At 72.1% G+C, this 19,016-nt stretch carries 18 protein-coding genes; 6 read left to right on the forward strand and 12 right to left on the reverse strand.

Annotated features, from left to right (window positions below):
• Positions 1-4: 4 nt before the first annotated feature.
• The 8 genes from ACZ619_RS27920 to ACZ619_RS27955 all read right to left on the reverse strand — a co-directional run bounded on the left by ACZ619_RS27920 (position 5) and on the right by ACZ619_RS27955 (position 7,785).
• Positions 5-775, reverse strand: coding sequence for an SDR family NAD(P)-dependent oxidoreductase (locus ACZ619_RS27920; protein WP_469604378.1), 771 nt, complete (start codon positions 773-775; stop codon positions 5-7).
• 50 nt (positions 776-825) lie between these two features.
• Positions 826-1,809 (reverse strand): LysR family transcriptional regulator, encoded by a 984-nt coding sequence (locus ACZ619_RS27925; RefSeq protein WP_469604381.1) that lies wholly within the window; start codon positions 1,807-1,809, stop codon positions 826-828.
• A gap of 184 nt (positions 1,810-1,993) precedes the next feature.
• Positions 1,994-2,950, reverse strand: coding sequence for a fumarylacetoacetate hydrolase family protein (locus ACZ619_RS27930; protein WP_469604384.1), 957 nt, complete (start codon positions 2,948-2,950; stop codon positions 1,994-1,996).
• A gap of 3 nt (positions 2,951-2,953) precedes the next feature.
• Positions 2,954-4,324 carry an FAD-binding oxidoreductase gene (locus ACZ619_RS27935; RefSeq protein ID WP_469604386.1) on the reverse strand — a complete coding sequence of 457 codons (1,371 nt, stop codon included), beginning with the start codon at positions 4,322-4,324 and terminating at the stop codon, positions 2,954-2,956.
• Positions 4,325-4,331: 7 nt separating this feature from the next.
• Positions 4,332-5,309, reverse strand: a complete 978-nt coding sequence (locus tag ACZ619_RS27940) for a cyclase family protein (protein ID WP_469604389.1) — start codon at positions 5,307-5,309, stop codon at positions 4,332-4,334.
• Positions 5,309-6,310, reverse strand: a complete 1,002-nt coding sequence (locus tag ACZ619_RS27945) for an amidohydrolase family protein (protein WP_469604391.1) — start codon at positions 6,308-6,310, stop codon at positions 5,309-5,311. Before ACZ619_RS27945 ends, ACZ619_RS27940 begins: the two co-directional genes overlap by 1 nt.
• The gene (locus ACZ619_RS27950; protein WP_469604393.1) at positions 6,307-7,431 is read right to left on the reverse strand and encodes an FAD-dependent monooxygenase; all 1,125 of its coding nucleotides are present in this window, start codon (positions 7,429-7,431) and stop codon (positions 6,307-6,309) included. The genes ACZ619_RS27945 and ACZ619_RS27950 overlap by 4 nt, the downstream gene beginning before the upstream one ends.
• Before the next feature lie 48 nt (positions 7,432-7,479).
• A complete protein-coding gene (locus ACZ619_RS27955) occupies positions 7,480-7,785 on the reverse strand; it encodes an antibiotic biosynthesis monooxygenase family protein (protein ID WP_469604396.1) in 306 nt (101 codons plus the stop codon).
• A 253-nt stretch (positions 7,786-8,038) separates the two neighbouring features.
• Here ACZ619_RS27955 and ACZ619_RS27960 point away from each other — a divergent pair, with 253 nt between their 5' ends.
• The 6 genes from ACZ619_RS27960 to ACZ619_RS27985 all read left to right on the forward strand — a co-directional run bounded on the left by ACZ619_RS27960 (position 8,039) and on the right by ACZ619_RS27985 (position 15,083).
• Entirely contained in the window at positions 8,039-9,004 is a 966-nt protein-coding gene (locus tag ACZ619_RS27960) for a fumarylacetoacetate hydrolase family protein (RefSeq protein ID WP_469604398.1), read from the forward strand.
• Positions 9,001-9,936, forward strand: a complete 936-nt coding sequence (locus ACZ619_RS27965; RefSeq protein ID WP_469604400.1) for a VOC family protein — start codon at positions 9,001-9,003, stop codon at positions 9,934-9,936. The genes ACZ619_RS27960 and ACZ619_RS27965 overlap by 4 nt, the downstream gene beginning before the upstream one ends.
• 37 nt (positions 9,937-9,973) lie before the next feature.
• Complete coding sequence (gene hisD / locus ACZ619_RS27970) at positions 9,974-11,275, forward strand: histidinol dehydrogenase (protein WP_469604402.1); 1,302 nt, start codon at positions 9,974-9,976, stop codon at positions 11,273-11,275.
• Entirely contained in the window at positions 11,272-12,033 is a 762-nt protein-coding gene (locus tag ACZ619_RS27975) for an SDR family NAD(P)-dependent oxidoreductase (RefSeq protein WP_469604405.1), read from the forward strand. The genes hisD and ACZ619_RS27975 overlap by 4 nt, the downstream gene beginning before the upstream one ends.
• Before the next feature lie 282 nt (positions 12,034-12,315).
• The gene (locus ACZ619_RS27980) at positions 12,316-14,223 is read left to right on the forward strand and encodes a hypothetical protein (protein WP_469604408.1); all 1,908 of its coding nucleotides are present in this window, start codon (positions 12,316-12,318) and stop codon (positions 14,221-14,223) included.
• Between the two features lie 119 nt (positions 14,224-14,342).
• On the forward strand, positions 14,343-15,083 hold the full coding sequence (locus ACZ619_RS27985) for a class I SAM-dependent methyltransferase (RefSeq protein WP_469604410.1): 741 nt from the start codon (positions 14,343-14,345) through the stop codon (positions 15,081-15,083).
• A 182-nt stretch (positions 15,084-15,265) separates the two neighbouring features.
• Here the strand turns inward: ACZ619_RS27985 and ACZ619_RS27990 are convergent, their stop codons facing one another.
• The 4 genes from ACZ619_RS27990 to ACZ619_RS28005 form a co-directional block, all read right to left on the reverse strand.
• Positions 15,266-16,234 (reverse strand): acetylxylan esterase, encoded by a 969-nt coding sequence (locus ACZ619_RS27990; protein ID WP_469604413.1) that lies wholly within the window; start codon positions 16,232-16,234, stop codon positions 15,266-15,268.
• A 459-nt stretch (positions 16,235-16,693) separates the two neighbouring features.
• Positions 16,694-17,287, reverse strand: coding sequence for an Rv1733c family protein (locus tag ACZ619_RS27995; protein ID WP_469604416.1), 594 nt, complete (start codon positions 17,285-17,287; stop codon positions 16,694-16,696).
• Between the two features lie 191 nt (positions 17,288-17,478).
• Positions 17,479-18,249, reverse strand: coding sequence for a ferredoxin reductase (locus ACZ619_RS28000; protein ID WP_469604419.1), 771 nt, complete (start codon positions 18,247-18,249; stop codon positions 17,479-17,481).
• Positions 18,242-18,847 carry a sulfite oxidase-like oxidoreductase gene (locus ACZ619_RS28005; RefSeq protein WP_469604422.1) on the reverse strand — a complete coding sequence of 202 codons (606 nt, stop codon included), beginning with the start codon at positions 18,845-18,847 and terminating at the stop codon, positions 18,242-18,244. Before ACZ619_RS28005 ends, ACZ619_RS28000 begins: the two co-directional genes overlap by 8 nt.
• Positions 18,848-19,016: the final 169 nt, after the last annotated feature.

Genomic DNA, 19,016 nt, shown 5'->3' on the forward strand with positions numbered 1-19,016 from the left:
CGGCTCAGTCCCGGTCCAGGGCGTCGGTGATCGCCTTCACCGGGCCGTGCGAGGAGTAGCCGCCGTCGACGGTGATCTCCGCGCCGTTGACGTACGACGCCTCGTCGGAGAGGAGGTAGACCACCAGCGGCGCCACCTCGTCGACCGTGCCCGGACGGCCCTGGGGCGTCATCGCGAGGTGGGCGGCGACGAACACCGGGTTGGCGGTGGCCATCAGCGGGGTCTCGATGTACCCGGGGTGGACGATGTTCGTCCGGATGCCGCGCGGGGCCAGCTCCAGGGCCGCCACCTTGGACAGACCCCGCAGCGCCCACTTGCTGGTCGTGTAGGCCACCGCGTGGTGGGCGGTGAGCCCGGCCACCGAGCCGACGTTCACGATCGAGGAACCGGCCGGCATCAGCGGGGTGAGGGCCTGGATGCCGAGCAGGGCGCCGGTGGTGTTCACGGCGAAGGCCCGGTTCCAGTCGTCGAGCCCGACCTGGCCGAGCCGGGCCCGCATCGGGATGCCCGCGTTGTTCACCAGGCCGTGCACCACGTCGAGGGAGTCCGCGAGGGCCGCCCAGTCCCCGGCCGAGGTCACGTCCAGGTGGACGTAGCGGACGTCGAGGCCGTCGGCGCGCAGCGTGGCGGCGAGCTTCTCGCCGGCCTCGTCCAGCACGTCGGTCGCGATCACCGTGGCGCCCTCCCGGGCGGCCGCGGCCGCCTCGGCGGCCCCCTGGCCCTGTGCGGCTCCGGTGACGACGACGGTACGGCCCGCCAGACGCGTGCGGCTCACGGCTTCCACGGTTTCCTCCAGGGGGGCGTGCGGGATGTCTCCCGTCCACGCTAGGAAGCCGCGGACAGCTCCGGAAACGCGCTCTCGGGATGGGTGCCATCCACCTCGGCGATCTCCAGCGGCGTCTCCTCGCCGAGCGAGGCCCCGACCCTGCGGACGGTGTCCCGCAGCCAGCGGTGCGCCGGGTCGGCGTGCCGGTTGTGGTGCCAGTACATGGCCTCCACCAGCGGCACGTCCGGGAACGGCGCCGGTACGACGGCACAGCGCGCGAAGCCCTCGTAGCGGCGCGCCAGCCGCTCCGGGACCATCGCCACCAGGTCCGTACCGCTCACCAGGAACGGCAGCACACTGAAGCCCGGGGTGCTGACCTGCACCTTCGGGGTGATCCCGAGGGTCTCCAGCTGACGCTCGGCGGGGGTGTGGCTCTTCCCGATGGCGCAGGCCGCGTGCGGCATCTCCGCCAGGTCGCGCAGCGTGAGCCGGCCGTCCACCAGGCGCGGGTTGTCCGGGTCGACGATGCACACGAACCGGTCGTGCATCACGGCCTCGCTCACCCCCGGCAGCTGGTAGCCGAGCGGCACGATCATCAGGTCGTGGCAGCGCAGATGCGTCTCGGTCTCCAGTTGGCCGTCCACGATCGGGTGGAAGTCGATCCGCACCCCCGGCGCCTCCGCGGCGATGACCCGCAGCAGCGGCTCCACGAACACCGTCATCACGTAGTCCGACATGACCACGGAGAACCGCTGGCGGCTGCGGCCCGGCTCGAAGTACCGGGTCAGCGACAGGGCCTCCTCGGCCTTCTGCAGCGAGCCCTGGACGACCGGCAGCAGCCGCTCCGCGAGCGGTGTCAGCTCGTACTCGCGGCCCACCCGGATCAGCAGCTCGTCGTTGAAGTGCCGGCGCAGCCGCGCCAGCGAGCCGCTCATCGCGGACTGGCTGGTGGACAGTCGTACACCCGCGTGGGTGACGTTCTTCTCCTCGAGAAGTGCTTCCAGCGCCACCAGAAGATTGAGATCGATCGCTCCGAGACCCACGGATGTCCCCTTCCGGCCGGCCACGTCTTTGAAGCTTCGGTGAAACGCGAGGTTAACCAGCGGACGGCCGTCGAGGAAGGGGGTCGGGCAGACTCTCGGAAAGAAGCGATGCCAGGCATCCGGTCACCGGATACCGCCAGGTGGGGGGCCTGCCCTCGGCACAGGCCCCGCACAGGTCCACGTGTTACGGGCGGGGCGTGCGGCCCCTCCTGCGGGCCCGCGGAAGATAGGCCTCCGCCCGCCCGGGCACGATCCGGTTGGACACCGTGCCGAGCCCCTCGACGGTCAGCGTCACCTCGTCCCCGGGCACCAGCGGCGGCGGCGTACGCTCCCCGACACGGCCCCAGAACTCCGCCAGCGCGCCCCAGCCGCAGGTCCCGGAGCCGAGGATGTCACCGGGCCGCACCCAGGCGTCCCGGCTGGCGTAGGCGATCATCTCCTCGAAGGTCCAGGAGACGTTGGCGAGGGTGTCCCGGCCGATGAGCTCGCCGTTCAGGGTCACCGTCATCTCCAGGTCCAGGAAGCCGTCCGGGTCCCGCCGGTCCTCCACCTCGTCGGCGGTGACCAGAAAGGGGCCGAGCGTGTTGGCGAAGTCCTTGCCCTTGGAGAAACCGAGGCCCAGGTTCTTCTCCGGCTTCTGCAGGTCACGGGCCGACCAGTCGTTGAAGACCAGGTAGCCGACGATGTGGTCCCGGGCCCGCTCGGGGGTGAGGTCCCGGCCGCTGCGGCCGATGACCGCACCGACCTCCAGCTCGAAGTCGAGCACCGAGCAGCCCGCCGGAACGGGCACGTCGTCGTGGGCGCCGTAGGCCGCGTGGGGGTTGCTGAAGTAGAAGTTCGGCGCCCGGTACCACTCCTCGGGCACGTGCTCCAGACCGTCCAGCGACTTCGACACGCCCTCGATGTGCGCCTCGAACCCGACGAAGTCCCGGATCGACGGCGGCTTCAGCGGCGGCAGCAGCCGCACCTGGTCCACCGCCGGCCCGCTCGGCGCGTCCAGGGCTTCGGTCCCGGACGCGTACAGCAGCCCGGCCTCGATCAGGCTCAGCAGGCCGGTCCCCTCGGGCAGCGGGTGGATCACCCCGTCCCGCACCACGCCGGCGCGTTCCGCGCCCTCGAACTCGTATGTCGCGAAACGCATCGCTCACTGCTCCCAGTGGTTGGTGTTGGTGACGGTCCCGGCGCTCAGATAGCCGACGAACACGCCCTTGGGATCACGGACGGCCCGGATCTCGTTCAGCCGCCGCCACTGCTCGTCCCCCATGAACCTCAACTGCCGCGCCGTGAAGTCGGAGTCGCCCAGGTACTGGCCGGCGGTCACCGGCTGCATCGCCGCCATCGCGCCGTCCAGCCAGGCGCGCAGCTCCGCGTCCCGCGCGTCGTCGTCGTGCACCACATAGGTCGCGCAGTAGATCTCCGACTGCATCGAGAAGGCCATGTCCGGCAGCCGGCGCAGCGGGGCCATCGAGAACCAGATGGTGAAGGTCTGCCGGGTCGGGTGCTCGGTGAACGCCGTACGGATCGCCGGCACGACCTCCGCGGCGGTGCCGGTCAGCCAGGCGTTGTCCACGAAGTAGCGGTGGTCCTCCGGGTTGGCGGTGCGCTGGCCCGCCAGCTGCTCGGCGAGCGTGGTGGGCTGCGCCTCGACACGGAACAGCGCCCGGGCGGCGTACGGGCTCGCGTGCAGCGGCGCGAGCGCCTCGGCCGCCTCGGCGGCGGTGTCGGTGAACGACAGGCCCGTGACCAGCAGCACGTGCTCGTCCTGCGCCGGGAGCGCCTGTGTCACCGCGACGATCTCCACCAGGTCCGAGACGGTGTGGTGCGTCTCGTGCAGCCAGGTCATGACCTCGTCGAAGAGGTCCAGCGGATAGGCGTGCACGGTGTGCGCCAGGTGCTCCGGCAGCCGCCGGGTGCGCAGATGGAAACGGGTCACCACGCCGAAGAAGCCGGGACCGGCCCCGCGCGCCGCCCAGAACAGGTCGCTGTTCCGCGTCTCGTCGGCCCGGACCAGCTCGCCGTCCGCGGTGACGACGTCGATCGCCACGACGCTCTCGGCCGCCCAGCCCCAGCCGCGCGCGTTCCAGCCCTGCCCGCCCTGGAGCAGGAAGCCGCCGATCCCGACGGACGGGCAGTGCCCGCCGTTGAAGAAGCGCCCGAACCCGCCGAGATACGGGTTGAGTTCGTCGCCGCCCTTGACGCTGGGGGTGGCGGTGGCGATCCGGGTGGTCTCGTCGTACGCCATCTCGCGGAAGCCGCCGAGGTCGATCAGCAGCGCGTCCCGGCGCACCGACCAGGCCGCCCAGCTGTGCCCGCCGGAGCGGACGGCGACCTGCCAGCCGCGCTCCAGGGCCAGCCGCACGCCCTCGACGACGTCCTGTTCGGTGGCCGCCATGAGCACGGCGGCGGGAATGCGGTCGGCCGGGCGGCGGGCGTTGAAGACCCGGCCGAAGCAGGCCTCCTCGAAGTCCTCGTCACCGGGCAGGTGAAGGGTTCCGGAGAAACGGTTCGTGTTCACGTGGGGCTCACTTAACGGCGATGGGATTGACGGGCGCGCCGACCGCGCCGGTGACCGGGAGGGGGGCTGCCACCAGCAGGAACTCGTAGACCCCGTCGGCCACGCAGTCCTCCGCGAGGGTCTCCAGGTCCCACATCTCGCCGAGCGGCAGGCCCATGTTGGGGATGGCGATCTGGTGCAGCGGTGACATCGCGGGCTCGGCGAACTCGTGCGGCCGCACCTCCAGGCCGCAGGTGTCGGTGGCGATGGCCGCGATCTCCGTGCGGTGCAGCCAGCCGAGGGTGGTGAAGGACAGCCCGGGGGCGTCCCCGGCCGCGTACCCGCCCCACTCGCCGAGCCGCCGGACCCTGCCGAGCTGGCCGGTGCGGACGAGCACGATGTCACCCCGGCGCACGCTCGACGTGGCGCCCTGCGCCTCGACGGTCTCCCGCAGGTGCTCCTCCAGGATCGCGAAGCCGTCGGGAAGCTCGCCGCGCCCGTCGCCGACCGCCCGGCCGACGTCGAGGAGCACCCCGCGGCCCGTGAAGGCGTCCCGCATGTGCTCGATGCCGGTCACGGAGTCGCCGTCGCCGCCCACGATGGTGCACGGACGGCCGTTCCACGCCCGCTTGTTGTCGTAGACGTGGCCCAGCCCGTCCCACTGCGTGGACGCCTGGAGCGGCATCAGCAGATGGTCGTCGGCGCCGCCGAAGCCGTGCGGGAACCCCTGGGTGCCGGCGGCCGCGTCGCAGCCGGTGTCCCGCATGTAGTGCACCGGGTTGATCCGGCCCCCCGAACCGCGCTGCGGCCCGGACTCGTTGAACTCCTGGGCCAGCGAGAAGGAGCGCCCCCGCCGGACCAGGCTCGCCGCGTGCGCGCGGATCGCGGTGTCGATGAAGTTGAGCGTGCCCAGCACGTCGTCCTCACCCCAGCGCCCCCAGTTGCGGTAGGACGCGCGGGCCTTGGCCAGTTCCTCCTCGATGGGGCCGAGACGTCTGGGCGCCATCACGCGGGTCCTTTCAGCAGCAGGTCCAGGGCGTTGCCCCCGGCGATCGCGTCCCGTGCCGCCGGGGCCAGACCGGCTGCGTCCAGACGGGCCACCGGGTCGCTCACACCCATGTCGAAGGGATGGTCGGTGCCGAGCACCACCCGGTCCGCCCCCACCTCCTCCACCAGACGGCGCAGCGCACGCGGGGTGTACACGAGCGCGTCGAACCACATCCGGCGCAGATACGAGCTGGGCGGCCGGGCGCAGCCGCGCGCGTCCGGCCGCACCGCCCAGGCGTGGTCCGAGCGGCCGATGTACGTCGGCAGGTAGCCGCCGCCGTGCGCGGCCACCAGTTTCAGCCGCGGGAAGCGGTCCAGCACCCCGGTGAAGATCAGATGGGAGAGCGCGACCGTGGTCTCGGTGGGCTGGCCGACCGTGTTGCCCAGGTAGTTCGAGGCGAGCCGCTCGCCCAGCGAGCAGCCCCAGGGGTGGACGAAGACCACCGCGCCCAGCTCCTCGGCCTTGCGCCAGACCTCGTCGTGCGCCGGGTCGGCCAGCTCACGGCCCTCGACCGTGGTGGAGACGCTGATCCCGTACAGGCCCTGCTCGGTGACCGCCCGGTCCAGCAGGGCGACCGCCAGGTCCGGGTGCTGGAGCGGGACCGTGCCCAGGCCGTAGAGCCGCTCGGGCGCGGCGGCGCAGTGCGCGGCCACCGCCTCGTTCACGGTCCGGGCCAGCCGCACCGCCTGCCCGGGGTCCGCCCAGTAGTGGTGCATGGGCATCGGGCCGACCACCTGGATGTCGACCCCCATCGCGTCCAGGTCGGCGAGGCGGGCCCCGACGTCCGTCAGCTTCCCGGCCAGCCGCTGGAGCTGGGCCCGGTTGGCGGCCAGCGACTCGGGGGAGTGGGCGCGCTGCTCGGCGGCCAGCTCGGCGGCGAAGCCCTCGGTGCCGGCCACCAGCGCGTCGGCCGCGGGCACCGCGAGATGGCCGTGGAAGTCGACGACGGGCGTGCTCATGCGGCGGCCGTCAGGGAGGAGAGGGTCTCCGACATGATCCGGGCCGGGTCGGCGCCCGGGGTCTCCGGGTGGATCTCCCACTCGGCGAGCTGGAGGGAGTTGTCCAGCACCATCCGCACCCGCGGCAGCCGCCGCTCCATGAACCGCTCCAGCGCCCGGTCCACCGGCTCGTCCCCGGTGACCAGCTCGGCCAGCAGCACCGCGTCCTCCATGCACATCGCGGCACCCTGCGCGATCAGCGGCGGACAGGCGTGCGCCGCGTCCCCGATCACCATGGCACGGCCCCGGTACCAGTCCTCGTCGATCAGCACCGCCTCGATCCAGCGGTAGTCCACCGCCGTGTCGTCGGGCAGCGACGCGAGGATCTTCCCCCAGGTGCCGCCGTATCCCGCGCCGCGCTCACGCATCAGGTCCAGCGAGGCGCGCGGGCCGATCAGCGACGCGTCGAGGTTCTCGTCGAGGAGGTAGGCGTAGCACTGGTCCCCGGAGATCGGGCTGTAACCGGCCTTGTAGCGCGGGCCGCCGTAGTACACCTCGGCGCAGTCCATCTCGGCGGGCCGCCGCGCCACCACCCGGAAGATCGACATCCCGACCGGGCGGGGCCTGGCCCCGATGCCGATCAGCGCGCGCATCGCCGAGTTGATCCCGTCGGCGCCGACCATCAGGTCGTAGCGGCCGGCGGAGCCGTCGGAGAAGGTGACGTCGACATGGTCGGCGGAGCGCTCCAGGCCGCTCACGCTCAGCCCGAGACGGACTCTCACCCCGTGCGCGTACACCGCGTCGCACAGCGCGTTCTGGAGGTCGGAACGGAGCGCGCCGGCCGTGGACGGCAGGTCCTCGCCGCCGGTGTGCGGGGTCTGGAGCTCGGTGATCAGCCCGCCGTCGGCCCGGCGCAGCCGCATGTGGTCGAACGGCACCGCCCGGGCCAGCACCCGGTCCAGCACGCCGACCGAACGCAGCGCCTTGAGCGCGTTGCCCTGGATGGTGATGCCATGACCCACCCCGAACCACTGGGGCGAGATCTCGACGAGCTCCACCTCGACACCCCGCTGGGCGAGGGCGAGACACAGCACGCTTCCGGTGATGCCGCCGCCGACGACGAGCACCTTGTTCACGGGCATGGGCGATCCTTGCGAAAGTAGAAAGTCAGACAGTGGGGCCGGCAGCTCTCAGCCGGTGAAGCGGGGGCCCAGCTCGTGGAAGTGCTCCACGGCCGGCGGGGCGGTGAAGAACGGGCCGACCAGGGCACGCCAGCGGGCGAACCGCTCCGACTCCCGGAAAGCGACCGTGTGCGCCTCGACCGACTCCCAGCCGACCAGCAGGAGGAACGTCCGCGGCCGCTCGTCGCAGCGCAGCAGCTCGGCCCAGCGGAACCCGTCGGCCTCGGCGAGCACCTCACGGGCCTTGCCGAAGACCTCTTCGAATTCCGCTTCCCGGCCTTCCTCGACGGTCAGCTCGGCATGCTCGACTACCACGGTGCGCTCCTCGGGATCGGGGTGGCACCGAGCCTGATCGGCGGTACGTGCAGGGTCAACGGATCGAGGCATCGACAAGGGGGACGTCATCCATCCCGTACGGCGATGGAGACGCCCGCGCGGCCGGGCCGCATCCCCGCAGGCAGGGCATGAGGCGCGGGCGATGGCAGCCATCGCGAACGGCCATTTCCCCCGACCGCGCCCGATGCCTAGCGTCGAAGGCGAGCCCCCATCCGTACGAGGAGAGCCGCCCGTGCCCGAACCTTCCCCCTCCCATGCCGGCCCCTTCGCGCTCGGCACCTTCGCCGGCGCCGCGGCCGCCTTCCCCGGCCTGGTCGCCGGAACCCGGGTCCGCGACCTCTCCGACCTGGTGCCCTCGGTACGCGCGCTGGTCGAGGACTGGGACACCTGGCTGCCGCGGCTGCACGAGCTGGCCGCCTGTGCCGACGGCACCTGGCACGACCTGGCGGACCTGCGCGTCCGCACCCCGGTCGAACCGGGCCAGATCCTGCAGAGCGGCGCCAACTACCGCAAGCACGTGGTCGATCTGGTCGCCGCCGAGAAGGAGAGCGTGCACGGCGCCACCCCCGGGGAGGCCCGCGCCGACGCCGAGAAGATGATGGACGAGCGGAGCCGCAACGGCGTCCCGTACATCTTCCTCGGCTCACCGCGCGCCCTGTGCGGCCCCTACGACGACGTCGTGCTCCCCGCGCTCGGCGAACAGCACGACTGGGAGCTCGAACTCGCCCTGGTCATCGGGAAGTCGGGCAAGAACATCCCGGCCGAGGAGGCGATGTCCCACGTCGCCGGCTACACCATCAGCAACGACCTGACCACCCGCGACCGGCTGTACCGGCCCGACCTGAAGGCCATCGGCACCGACTGGTTCACCGCCAAGAACGCGGACACCTTCCTGCCCACCGGGCCCTTCCTGGTCCCGGCGGAGTTCGTCGGCGACCCGGGCGACCTGCGGATCACCCTGCGGCACAACGGAGTGGTCCGGCAGGACGAGTCCACCAAGGACATGATCTTCGACATCGCGCGGCTGATCGCCTACGCCTCCTCGACCACCACCCTGCGCCCCGGCGACCTGCTGCTCACCGGTTCCCCGGCCGGCAACGGCGCGCACTGGGGGGTCTTCCTCAAGCCCGGCGACGTCATCGACGCGGAGATCACCGGCCTCGGCCGTCAGCGCAACACCGTCAGGAGCCACGCATGAGCTTCCAGCCCATCACCCATCTGCGCCATGTCGACCTGGCCGTACCGGACTTCGACACCCAGCGGGCCTTCTACGGCACCACCTGGGGACTGACCGAGGTGGCCAACGACAGCGGTATCGCCTTCTTCGCCGCGGAGGGCAGCCCCGAGCAGTACATCGTCCGCATCCGCAAGGACGAGCGCAAGCGCATGGACCTGGTCGCCTTCGGCGCGGTCTCCCCGGAAGCGGTGGACGAACTGGCGGTGCGGCTGGGGCGGGCCGGGGTGCAGATCATCCACGAACCCCGGACCCTGGACACCCCCGGCGGCGGCTACGGCCTGCGCTTCTTCGACCCCGACGGACGGGTCGTCGAGGTCTCCGCCGACGTGGCCACCCGTACCCACCGCAAGGTGGAGGAGCGCGAGGCCATCCCGGTACGGCTCTCGCACTGCGTGGTCAACTCCCAGGACCCGGAGGGGCTGCGGGACTTCTACATCCAGCACCTGGGCTTCCGGCTCACCGACACCCTGTACTCCTCGCACATGGGCGACCTCATGTACTTCCTGCGGTGCAGCCCGCTGCACCACTCCTTCGCCATCGCGCGCGGGCCCCATGTGTCGCTGCACCACGCCTCGTTCGAGATGCGCGGGGTGGAGGAGTACATGCGCGGCACCGGGCGTGCGCTGCGCGCCGGGACCCGGCTCACCTGGGGCCCGGGCCGCCACCTGGCGGGCGACAACACCTTCTCCTACTTCCACGACCCGCACGGCAACACCGTCGAGTACACGACCGAACTCGCCGTCCTCGAAGAGGACCTGTGGCACCCGGGCCGGCACGACGTGGCCGATCCGATGACCCAGGACCAGTGGGGCACCGCCGACCCGATGAGCGAGTCGGTCGCCAAGGAGCAGTTCAACGACCCCGACGTGCTCTTCGAAGCCCCCCCCGTCTGAACCTCCGAGCCGAACACTCCCCAGAAAGGCCGCAGTTGTGGCAGAGATCCTGAAGCACGCCGTGCCCAAGGCCGAGGTGGCCGCCTCCCTCGACCAGGTGCGCGAGACGGTGACGGGCGTCATCGCGGACATCCGTGAACGCGGGGACGCGGCCGTCCGCGAGTACTCCGAGAAGTTCGACAGGTGGAGCCCCGACTCCTTCCGGCTGAGCGCCGAGGAGGTCGAGAAGATCGTCGCCTCGGTGCCCCAGCAGGTCATCGACGACATCAGGTTCGTCCAGGAGCAGGTCCGTAACTTCGCCCGCCACCAGCTCGCCTCCATGGGCGAGTTCGAGGTGGAGACCCTGCCCGGGGTGAAGCTCGGCCAGAAGCACGTTCCGGTGCAGGCGACCGGCGCCTACATCCCCGGCGGCCGCTACCCGCTCACCGCCTCCGCCCACATGACCATCGTCACCGCCAAGGTGGCCGGCGTGCCCCGGGTCGTCGCCTGCACCCCGCCGATCCACGGCGAGATCCCCGCCGCCACCGTCGCCGCCATGCACCTCGCGGGCGCCGACGAGATCTGGCTGCTCGGCGGCGTCCAGGCGGTCGCCGCGATGGCCGTGGGCACCGACACCATGGAACCGGTCAACCTGATCGCCGGACCCGGCAACGCCTATGTCGCCGAGGCCAAGCGCCAGCTCTTCGGCGAGATCGGCATCGACCTGTTCGCCGGCCCCACCGAGATCCTGGTCCTCGCCGACGACCGGGCCGACCCGTTCGTCTGCGCGGTCGACCTGCTCTCCCAGGCCGAGCACGGCCCGGACTCCCCGGCCGTCCTCATCACCACCTCCCGCGAGGTCGCCGAGAAGACCGTCGCCGAGGTCGAGCGCATCCTGCCCACCATGCCCACCCGCGACTACGCGGAACCCGCCTGGCGCGACCACGGCCAGGTGCACGTCGTCGACTCCATCGACGAACTGTACGAACTCGCCGACGCGTTCGCCTTCGAGCACGTCGAGGTGCTCACCGCCGAACCGCGCCTCGCCCTGGAGCGGATGACCCAGTACGGCGCCCTGTTCCTCGGCGAGGGCACCTGCGTGTCCTTCGGGGACAAGGTCATCGGCACCAACCACGTGCTGCCCACCCGCGGTGCCGCCCGCTACACCGGCGGCCTGTGGGTCGGGAAGTACCTCAAGACGGTCACCTACCAGGAGGTCACCGACACCGGGTCGCAGGCCCTGCTCGGGCGGCTGTGCGGGCGGGCGTCCCGCGTCGAGCTGTTCGAGGGCCACGCCCGCTCCGGTGACGTACGCGCCGCCAGGGCCGCCGGCGACGAGCTGCCGTGGAACGAGGCGTGAGCCTGGACGGCCGGACCGCGCTCGTCACCGGCGGGGGCGGCCCGCTGGGCCGTGCCTTCGCGCTGGCGCTCGCCGGCGCCGGCGCCCGGGTGATCCTCGTCGGACGGAACGAGCAGGCCCTCGCCCAGGCGGCGGCCAAGGTCGGCGAGGCGGCCCGCACGGCCGTGTGCGACGTCTCCGACGCCGCCTCCGTGCGTGCCCTGGCCGACGGGCTCGCCGACGAGGACGTGTCGCTGCTCGTCAACAACGCGGGCGTCGCGGGCCCGGTGCGGCCGCTCGTCGACATCGAACCCGACGAGTGGGACGACGTGTTCGCCGCCAACGTGCGCGGCGTCTACCTGATGTGCCGCGCCTTCCTGCCGCCCATGCTCGCCGCCGGACGGGGTGACATCGTCAACGTCGCCTCGGTCAGCGGCAAGCGCCCGCTGCTCAACCGCACCCCCTACACCGCCTCCAAGATGGCGTTGATCGGCCTCACCCGGACCCTGGCGGGCGAGGCCGGCCCGAGCGGGGTCGCGGTCAACTCCCTCTCCCCGGGTCCGGTGCGCGGTCCCCGGATGGACCGCAACTTCCGGCTGACCGCCGAACTCACCGGCTGCACGGTCGAGGAGGCGGAAGGGGACTTCGCCTCCCGGGCCGCCCTCGGCCGGCTGGTGGAGGAGGACGAGGTCGCCCAGGCACTGGTGGCGATGCTCGCGATGCCCGGACTGTGCGGGGCCGACATCGACCTGTCCGCGGGGATGATCGCACCGGCATAACCACACACGGGAACACGGCGAGGTGGACGGCATTCGGGCCGTCCGCCTCGCCGTCGTGCGTGCCCACGGCCCGAGGCTGTGGACACTCTGTGTCATCGCCAGGAAGCGGGCCGCACGATCGAAACCATCGGGTTCAGGGATGCGTGTGTGTGAAGTCTGTCCCTGATTTACCTGGACTGCTTCACTCCCACCTGCGCACCTCAGGTGCCTTCGCCGCTCCGGTCCCGACCAGCGGCCAGTAACGCTGCGCGACGGCGCACTCCACCCGTGGAAAGGCCTGCAATGACGCTGACATCCCGACGCTCGTTCCTGATCGCCGGATCGGCCACGGCAGCGGCCGTGCTCGTACCGGTCGCCTCCGGCACCGCAACCGCCGCGCCGAAGGCGTCGGGCAAGACGATCTCCGTCGCCGCGGGGGAGACGTACGAACTCGCCGCGACCACCCAGGTCAGCCGGCTGACCATCGGCACCGGCGGCAAGATCGTCGCCCCGGACGGGTACGACATCAGCCTGACCGTCGACGGCGTGGAGACCGGCCAGCTCCTCACCGCGACCGGCGGCACCGCCACCCTCGTCCAGGCCGGCACCTACCAGGGCGAAGTCGTCCTCACGGTCGCCGAGTCCAACGACGTCACCTACGAGACGCTCACCTTCCCCTTCCGCCAGGCGCTCTACGTCGGCTCCGACGGCGTCGACTCCGCGAAGTCCGTGGTCTCCGCCGTCCGCGGCGGCAAGGTCACCGACGACACCGCCCGCAACATCTCGATCAGCTCCACCGGCGAGTGCTTCAACGGCGTCTACGTCGAGAGCGGCAGCTACACCCTCCAGAACCCGACCATCCGGCTCACGGGCAACGGCCGTTCGGACTTCGCCGGCTACGGCGCCGCGGTCGTCGGCGACGGCTCCGGCACCAAGCTCGTCGTAGACGGCGCCCGGATCAGCAACAAGGGCGTGGTCCGCACCACCGTCATCGCCAACGGCGGCGCCAACGTCCTCGTCAAGGACTCCTTCCTGCGCGCCCGCGACGGCGTCCTGCCCTCCGACTACCAGGCCACCGTCGAGACCCCGTACATGGAGTCCGTGCCCTGGATGCTGGGCCTGGACGGCAACGTCCGCGCCACCAACCTCATCGGCAAGGGCAGCATCGCCACCTACCTCAACTCCACGGTCTTCTCCCAGACCTGGGGCGCCCTGTCGGTCGAGGGCGGCAGCGGGCTGAAGCTGACCTCGATCAACAGCCACATCGGCAACACCGGCGCCTACGGCTACGGCACCTACGCGATCGGCGACGCCACCGTCCGCGTGCTCGGCTCCCGGTTCGACGTCGGCTCCTACGCGACGATCATCGCCGGACCGGCCGCCGTCGTGCACTACGGCGACAGCACCCGCGCCGCCGTCGCCGCGCTCAACACCGAGCTGGAACTGGGTCTTTCCAACGCCGAGCTGAAGCGCATCCCGGAGCGCAACACCGTGGTGAATTCCGGCCACTTCGGCTACATGTTCTTCGGCGCCGGCCAACTCACCCTGGACGGCGGCACCGTCGTCAACTCCGAGCGGGCCACCTTCCTCAACAAGGGCCAGCAGACCACCATCAAGGTCGACGGCTCGCAGGGCGCCAGGCTCAACCCGCGCGACGGCGTCATCCTCCAGATGATCGAACTGGACGACCCGGGCCCGGTCAACGTCAACGGCAAGATGATGAACGTCGGTGTCTACACCGAGCCCACCACCGACCCCACCAAGAACTCCTCCTTTGACGTCACCGCCGTCCACTCCACCGACGGCGCCGCCACCTTCAGCTCCATCAAGCTGAAGGGCGACTTCTACAACGGCATGCGCAACGGCAAGAACATGGTCCTCACCTTCGAGGGCTCCAGCGTCGAGGGCGTCATCTCGGCGACGAGGACCAAGCACCGGGTCTCCTCGATCGACTCGTCCACCTTCTACGAGCTCGGCATCGTCACCAACACCGCACAGGCCGCCGTCAACAACGGCGTGGTCGTCAGCCTGAACAGCGGCTCGACCTGGACGGTCACCGGCACGTCCTACCTGACCAGCCTCACCCTCGCGGCCGACGCGGCGGTCAAGGCACCGCGCGGCAAGACCGTGAAGCTCACGGTCGACGGCACCACCAAGGCCATCACCGCGGGCTCCACCTACACGGGCGCCCTCGTGCTCACCGTGGCCTGACCGGCCGCACCGTGAGGTGACACCCGAATCCGTCCGGTCCTGACCCGGCCGAGGCGCGGCTCCTTCCACGGGCCGCGCCTCGGCCGCTTCCGCGCCGGCCGCTCCCGTAAGCTGGCCGGATGTTCAGCCCCGAAGGCCCGAGCCTCAGCGAACTCACCGTCCAGGCACTGTCCTCGGTCGAACGCGGTTACGACCTGCTGGCCCCGAAGTTCGACCACACCCCCTTCCGGACGCCGGAACCCGTCCTGGACGCGGTCGCGAAGGCGCTCACCCCGCTCGGCCCGTTCCAGGACGGCCTCGACCTGTGCTGCGGCACCGGCGCCGGCGTGGACGTGCTCGCCCAGGTGTGCCGTGGCAGCGTCACCGGCGTGGACTTCAGCGCCGGCATGCTCGACGTCGCCCGGCGCCTGCCCCCGCCCGATGGACCGGAGACCCACTGGGTGCGGGCCGACGCCCGGGACCTGCCCTTCGGACCGGCCTTCGACCTCGTCGTCAGCTTCGGGGCGTTCGGGCACTTCCTGCCCCGGGAACTGCCCGGCCTGTTCGGCCAGGTCCACTCGGTCCTGCGCCCGGGCGGCGCCTTCGCCTTCCCGGTGCTCGCCCCGCCGCGCCCCACCGGCCTCGGATTCTGGATGCTGCTCGGCTTCGACGCCGTGATGCGGGTGCGCAACGCCCTGTGGCGCCCCCCGTTCGTCATGTACTACCGAGCCTTCCGACTCGGCGGCGTGCTCGGGGAGTTGGAACGGGCGGGGTTCACGACCGACCTGTACCCGCTGCCCGAGTTCGGCCGGCGCGACAACGGCAGCCCCCGCGCCCGGCTCGTCGTCGCGAACAAGGCGGGCGAGCCGCAGACATCGTGAACCCACGGTCATGGTGAACCCACGGTCATCGTGAACCCGCGCGCATCGTGAACCCGCAGGCGTCCGCCGGCCCGCAGGAGCCGCCGAAGCCGTCGTGCCCGATGGCCGCGGGCGCCGACCGGGCGAACGGCGGGGAAGGTCCGCGGAAGCGGACCTTCCCCGCGGTCTCGGGTGTACGGGTCTCAGGCGTACGAGCCGAGCCAGCGCACCTTCGCCGCTTCGTGGTACGGGCCGCCGCCCTCGTGGTCGTTGAAGTCGTACACCTCGATCGCCTTGTCCTCGTGGGCCCAGGAGTTGAAGGCCGCGAAGACCGTGGACGGCGGGCAGGTCTGGTCCTCCAGGGCCGCCGAGAACAGCGCCGGGGCCCGGCCCCGCGCCGCGAAGTGCACCCCGTCGAAGTAGGCGAGGGTGCGCTGCAGGTCCGCCGAGCGGCCGCGGTGCGTCTTGAGGAACAGGCCGATCTCCCGGTACGGATGACGGTCCGTCAGGATCGTGGCGCGCGGGAAGTCGCACAGGAACGGCACGTCCGGGGCGACCGCCACCAGGTCCGGGACCAGACCGCCGACGGCGATGGTGATCCCGCCGCCCTGGCTGGCGCCGAGCGCGACGGTCCGCGCGGCGTCGGCCAGCGGATGCGAGCGCGCCGCCTCGACCGCGCGGACCGCGTCCGTGTACACCCGCCGGTAGTAGTAGTTCTCGGGCGCGTCGATGCCCCGCGTCATGAACCCCGGGTAGGCCGGCGCACCGCCCACCGGGTCGGCGGTGCCGCCCCCGCCGCCCCAGGCGCTGCCCTGGCCGCGGGTGTCCATCACGAAGTGCGCCCGGCCGGTCGACGCCCACAGCAGGTTCTCGTGCGGCAGCCCCCGCCCGCCGCCGTAGCCGACGAACTCCACGACCAGCGGCAGCGGCTCGCGGGCGCCGGCCGGCAGCCGCAGCCAGCCCTTGACCGGGTGGCCGCCGAACCCGGCGAACGTCACGTCGTACACCTCGACCGTGGACAGCCCGGTCTCGACCGGCTCGAAACGGGCGTCGAGATCGTGCTCCCGGGCCTCCTGGAGCGTCTTCGACCAGAACGCGTCGAAGTCCTCGGGCGCCACCGACTCGCTGCGGTGATCACGGAGTTCGTCGAGAGGAAGGTCGAACAGGGCCATCGACAACCGCCTTCTGAAGGGTAGGTGCGGATGATCACACCGTACGTGGGTGGTCCGACGACTCGCCAGGCCCGCGCACGGCCCACCGCCCGCCGTCTCCCCACGTCACCGTCACCGATCCGCTGGTCAAGGCCCCGGACCGCCCGCCGCGGAGGACTGAGGGGAGACCGTGGGTGTCCGGCCATCCGGGAGCGATGATCGGGTCACCTCGGGTGCGGGTGCGGGTGCGGGTGCGGGTGCGGGTGCGGGTGCGGGTGCGGGTGCGGGCGCGGCGACGGCCGGACGTCGGGAGGCGCGGCCGGACACCGGGAGGTGCGGCCGGACAGGGGGAGGGGCGGTCGGGGCACTCCGGGTGCGGCCGGGGCGGGGGAGCGGCCCACGACCGCCCACGACCGCCCGCACACCCGCACCCGCACCCGCGGGGCGGCGGGTACCCCCGTCAGCCGCCCCGGGCGGCGGTCACGCCCGTCCGCGACCCCGGGTCCAGTCCGGTCCGGTGCGGGCCCACTCCCGCTCCCACTCGGCGAGCCGGTGACGCAGGGCCACCCGGCGCACCACGCCGTGGCCCAGCAGCACCACGCCCGCCGCGCCGCCCGCCCCGCACAGCCCCACGGTGACCGTGTGCTGCCAGACGGCGACCTCGCTCGGCGGCGGCGCGACCCCGTGGCCGTACCGGTCGAACCACACGTCCACCACGTCACCGGTCCGGGACCCCGCCGGCACCCGCGCCGGGGCGGTCCTCGTCCCCTGGCCCGGCACCGTCCAGCGGACGTCCGCCTGGAAGGCCCGCTCCGGGTCGGAGCCCTGCACCGACGGCAGCTGTTCCGGTATGTCGCTCACGACCACGGCCCGGACCCGGTGCCGATCGGCCCGCTCCACGGCCGCCACCGCGCGCGCCTGGTCATGGGCCCACAGCCCCACCACCGCCCCCGCCAGGGGCGCACCCACGCAGAGCAGGACCGCGACGGCCAGCGCGGTCCATGCCTCCACCACGTCCGAACTGCGCCGCAGCGGATTCTGCTGCCAGCGCCAGCCACGCACCCGGATACGCATGTCGACCTCCTCGCCGCGGGAGCCGAAGGGCCGGACGGTCGGTCCGCAACTCCCAGCGTGCCCCCGTCGGCACGCGAGCGTCCACACGGGTCAGGTACCCCGTCCGGAGCACGGGGCCCACCTGCGGGGTCCCGGAGGCTGCACCGGCGGGAGCACGCACCGCGGCGCGCGCCCCACGGCCGCGCCGCCGCTCAGCCGAAGCGTTCGATGCGGATCCGGTCGACCGGCTGCCCGGCCGCCGCCAGCAGCCGCGAGGCGTGCTCGGCGAACCCGTTGGAGCCGCACACGTACGCCTCCCACCCGCCCTCGGGCTGCTCGGCCAGGAGCGGGGCCAGATGCGCGGCCGCCAGACGGCCCACCGGCACCCCCTGCGGCGCGGACCGGGTGAACGCGACCGTGGTCTCCGCGCCCAGCTCCCGCGCGTAGATCAGCTCCTCGGGGGAGCGCGCCGACACCACCAGGTGCAGCGGCACGTCCAGGGCCAGCGCCCGGTGGTGGCGGACCATCGACATCAGCGGCACGACCCCGGAACCGGCGCCCACCAGCAGCGCGGGCCGGTCGCCCGGCCAGGCGAAGAAGCCGCTCAGCGGGCCGCGGACCTCGACGGTGTCGCCGGGCCGTGCCACCGTGTGGAACCAGCCGGAGACCTCGCCGCCCTCCACGTGGTCCAGCGTCAGCTCGACGTGCCCGGAGCCGTCCGGCGCCGAGGCGATCGAGTAGTGCCGCTGGGCCGCGTAGCCGTCGTCGGCGGTCAGCCGCAGCATCAGGTGCTGCCCCGGCAGATGCCCCGCCCACGCGGGCACCGCGAACCGGAAGGTCGCCGCGTGCGGGGTCTCGTGCCGGATCTCCGTGATCGTCGCCGTCTGCCACACCGCGGCGGCACGGTTGCTCACCGCGATGCGGCCGGGCACGGCGAAGCGCGTCGGGGGCGCGAAGGCCCCGGCGGTCGTCGTCTCAGTCACCGGAGTACCTCTGCTCCTCCCACGGGTTGCCCCGCGCGTGATAGCCGTTCTGCTCCCAGAAGCCGGGCTCGTCGTGGTCGAGCAGCGTGATCCCCGCGATCCACTTCGCGCTCTTCCAGAAGTACAGGTGCGGCACCAGCAGCCGCGCCGGTCCGCCGTGTTCGGCGGGCAGCGGCTTGCCTCCGAACTCGAACGCGATCCAGGCCCGCCCGCCGGTCAGGTCCGCCAGCGGCAGGTTGGTGGAGTAACCCGTGTGCGAGTAGGCGATGGCATGGGTGGCGGACGCGTGCGGGCGGACCACGTCGAAGAACGCGTCCAGCGAGACGCCCCCGAACCGCACGCCGAACTTCGACCAGCTGGTCACGCAGTGGATGTCGCCCTCGTACACCGAGGCGGGCAGCGAGTGCGCCGCGTCCCAGTCCCAGGTGTGCGGCTCCGCCACCAGACCGTCGATCCGCAGCGACCAGTCGGCCGGCGTCAGCTCCGGCGTCACCTCGGCGGACAGCACCGGCCAGTCGTCACCCGCGTCGTACTGGCCGGGGGGCAGTCCGGCGTTGTGGGTGCGGGGGCGGCCGGCGAAGCCTCGGGTGACGTTCATGCTTCAACCGTACGTTGTCCGACAGGGTGCTCCGACCCAGGTCAGAACACCGATCATTGCGGCCGTATGAACACTGCGGGGGCGCGGGAATAGCGGTCGCGCGCCGCTCTTTGACCCTGAGAGCCGGTGCCGGGGCACCGGTGACAGCACCAGAGAGCGAGGAATCACG

It is taken from the genome of Streptomyces sp. NPDC104367, from assembly GCF_055583825.1.

Bases quoted from the DNA above. Each gene is read 5' to 3' on its own strand.
- ACZ619_RS27930 (WP_469604384.1), bottom strand. From the start codon at position 2,950: ATGCGTTTCGCGACATACGAGTTCGAGGGCGCGGAACGCGCCGGCGTG.
- ACZ619_RS28005 (WP_469604422.1), bottom strand. From the start codon at position 18,847: ATGAACGTCACCCGAGGCTTCGCCGGCCGCCCCCGCACCCACAACGCC.
- ACZ619_RS27995 (WP_469604416.1), bottom strand. From the start codon at position 17,287: ATGCGTATCCGGGTGCGTGGCTGGCGCTGGCAGCAGAATCCGCTGCGG.
- ACZ619_RS27990 (WP_469604413.1), bottom strand. From the start codon at position 16,234: ATGGCCCTGTTCGACCTTCCTCTCGACGAACTCCGTGATCACCGCAGC.
- ACZ619_RS27965 (WP_469604400.1), top strand. From the start codon at position 9,001: ATGAGCTTCCAGCCCATCACCCATCTGCGCCATGTCGACCTGGCCGTA.
- ACZ619_RS27945 (WP_469604391.1), bottom strand. From the start codon at position 6,310: ATGAGCACGCCCGTCGTCGACTTCCACGGCCATCTCGCGGTGCCCGCG.
- ACZ619_RS27980 (WP_469604408.1), top strand. From the start codon at position 12,316: ATGACGCTGACATCCCGACGCTCGTTCCTGATCGCCGGATCGGCCACG.
- ACZ619_RS27985 (WP_469604410.1), top strand. From the start codon at position 14,343: ATGTTCAGCCCCGAAGGCCCGAGCCTCAGCGAACTCACCGTCCAGGCA.
- ACZ619_RS27940 (WP_469604389.1), bottom strand. From the start codon at position 5,309: ATGGCGCCCAGACGTCTCGGCCCCATCGAGGAGGAACTGGCCAAGGCC.
- ACZ619_RS27950 (WP_469604393.1), bottom strand. From the start codon at position 7,431: ATGCCCGTGAACAAGGTGCTCGTCGTCGGCGGCGGCATCACCGGAAGC.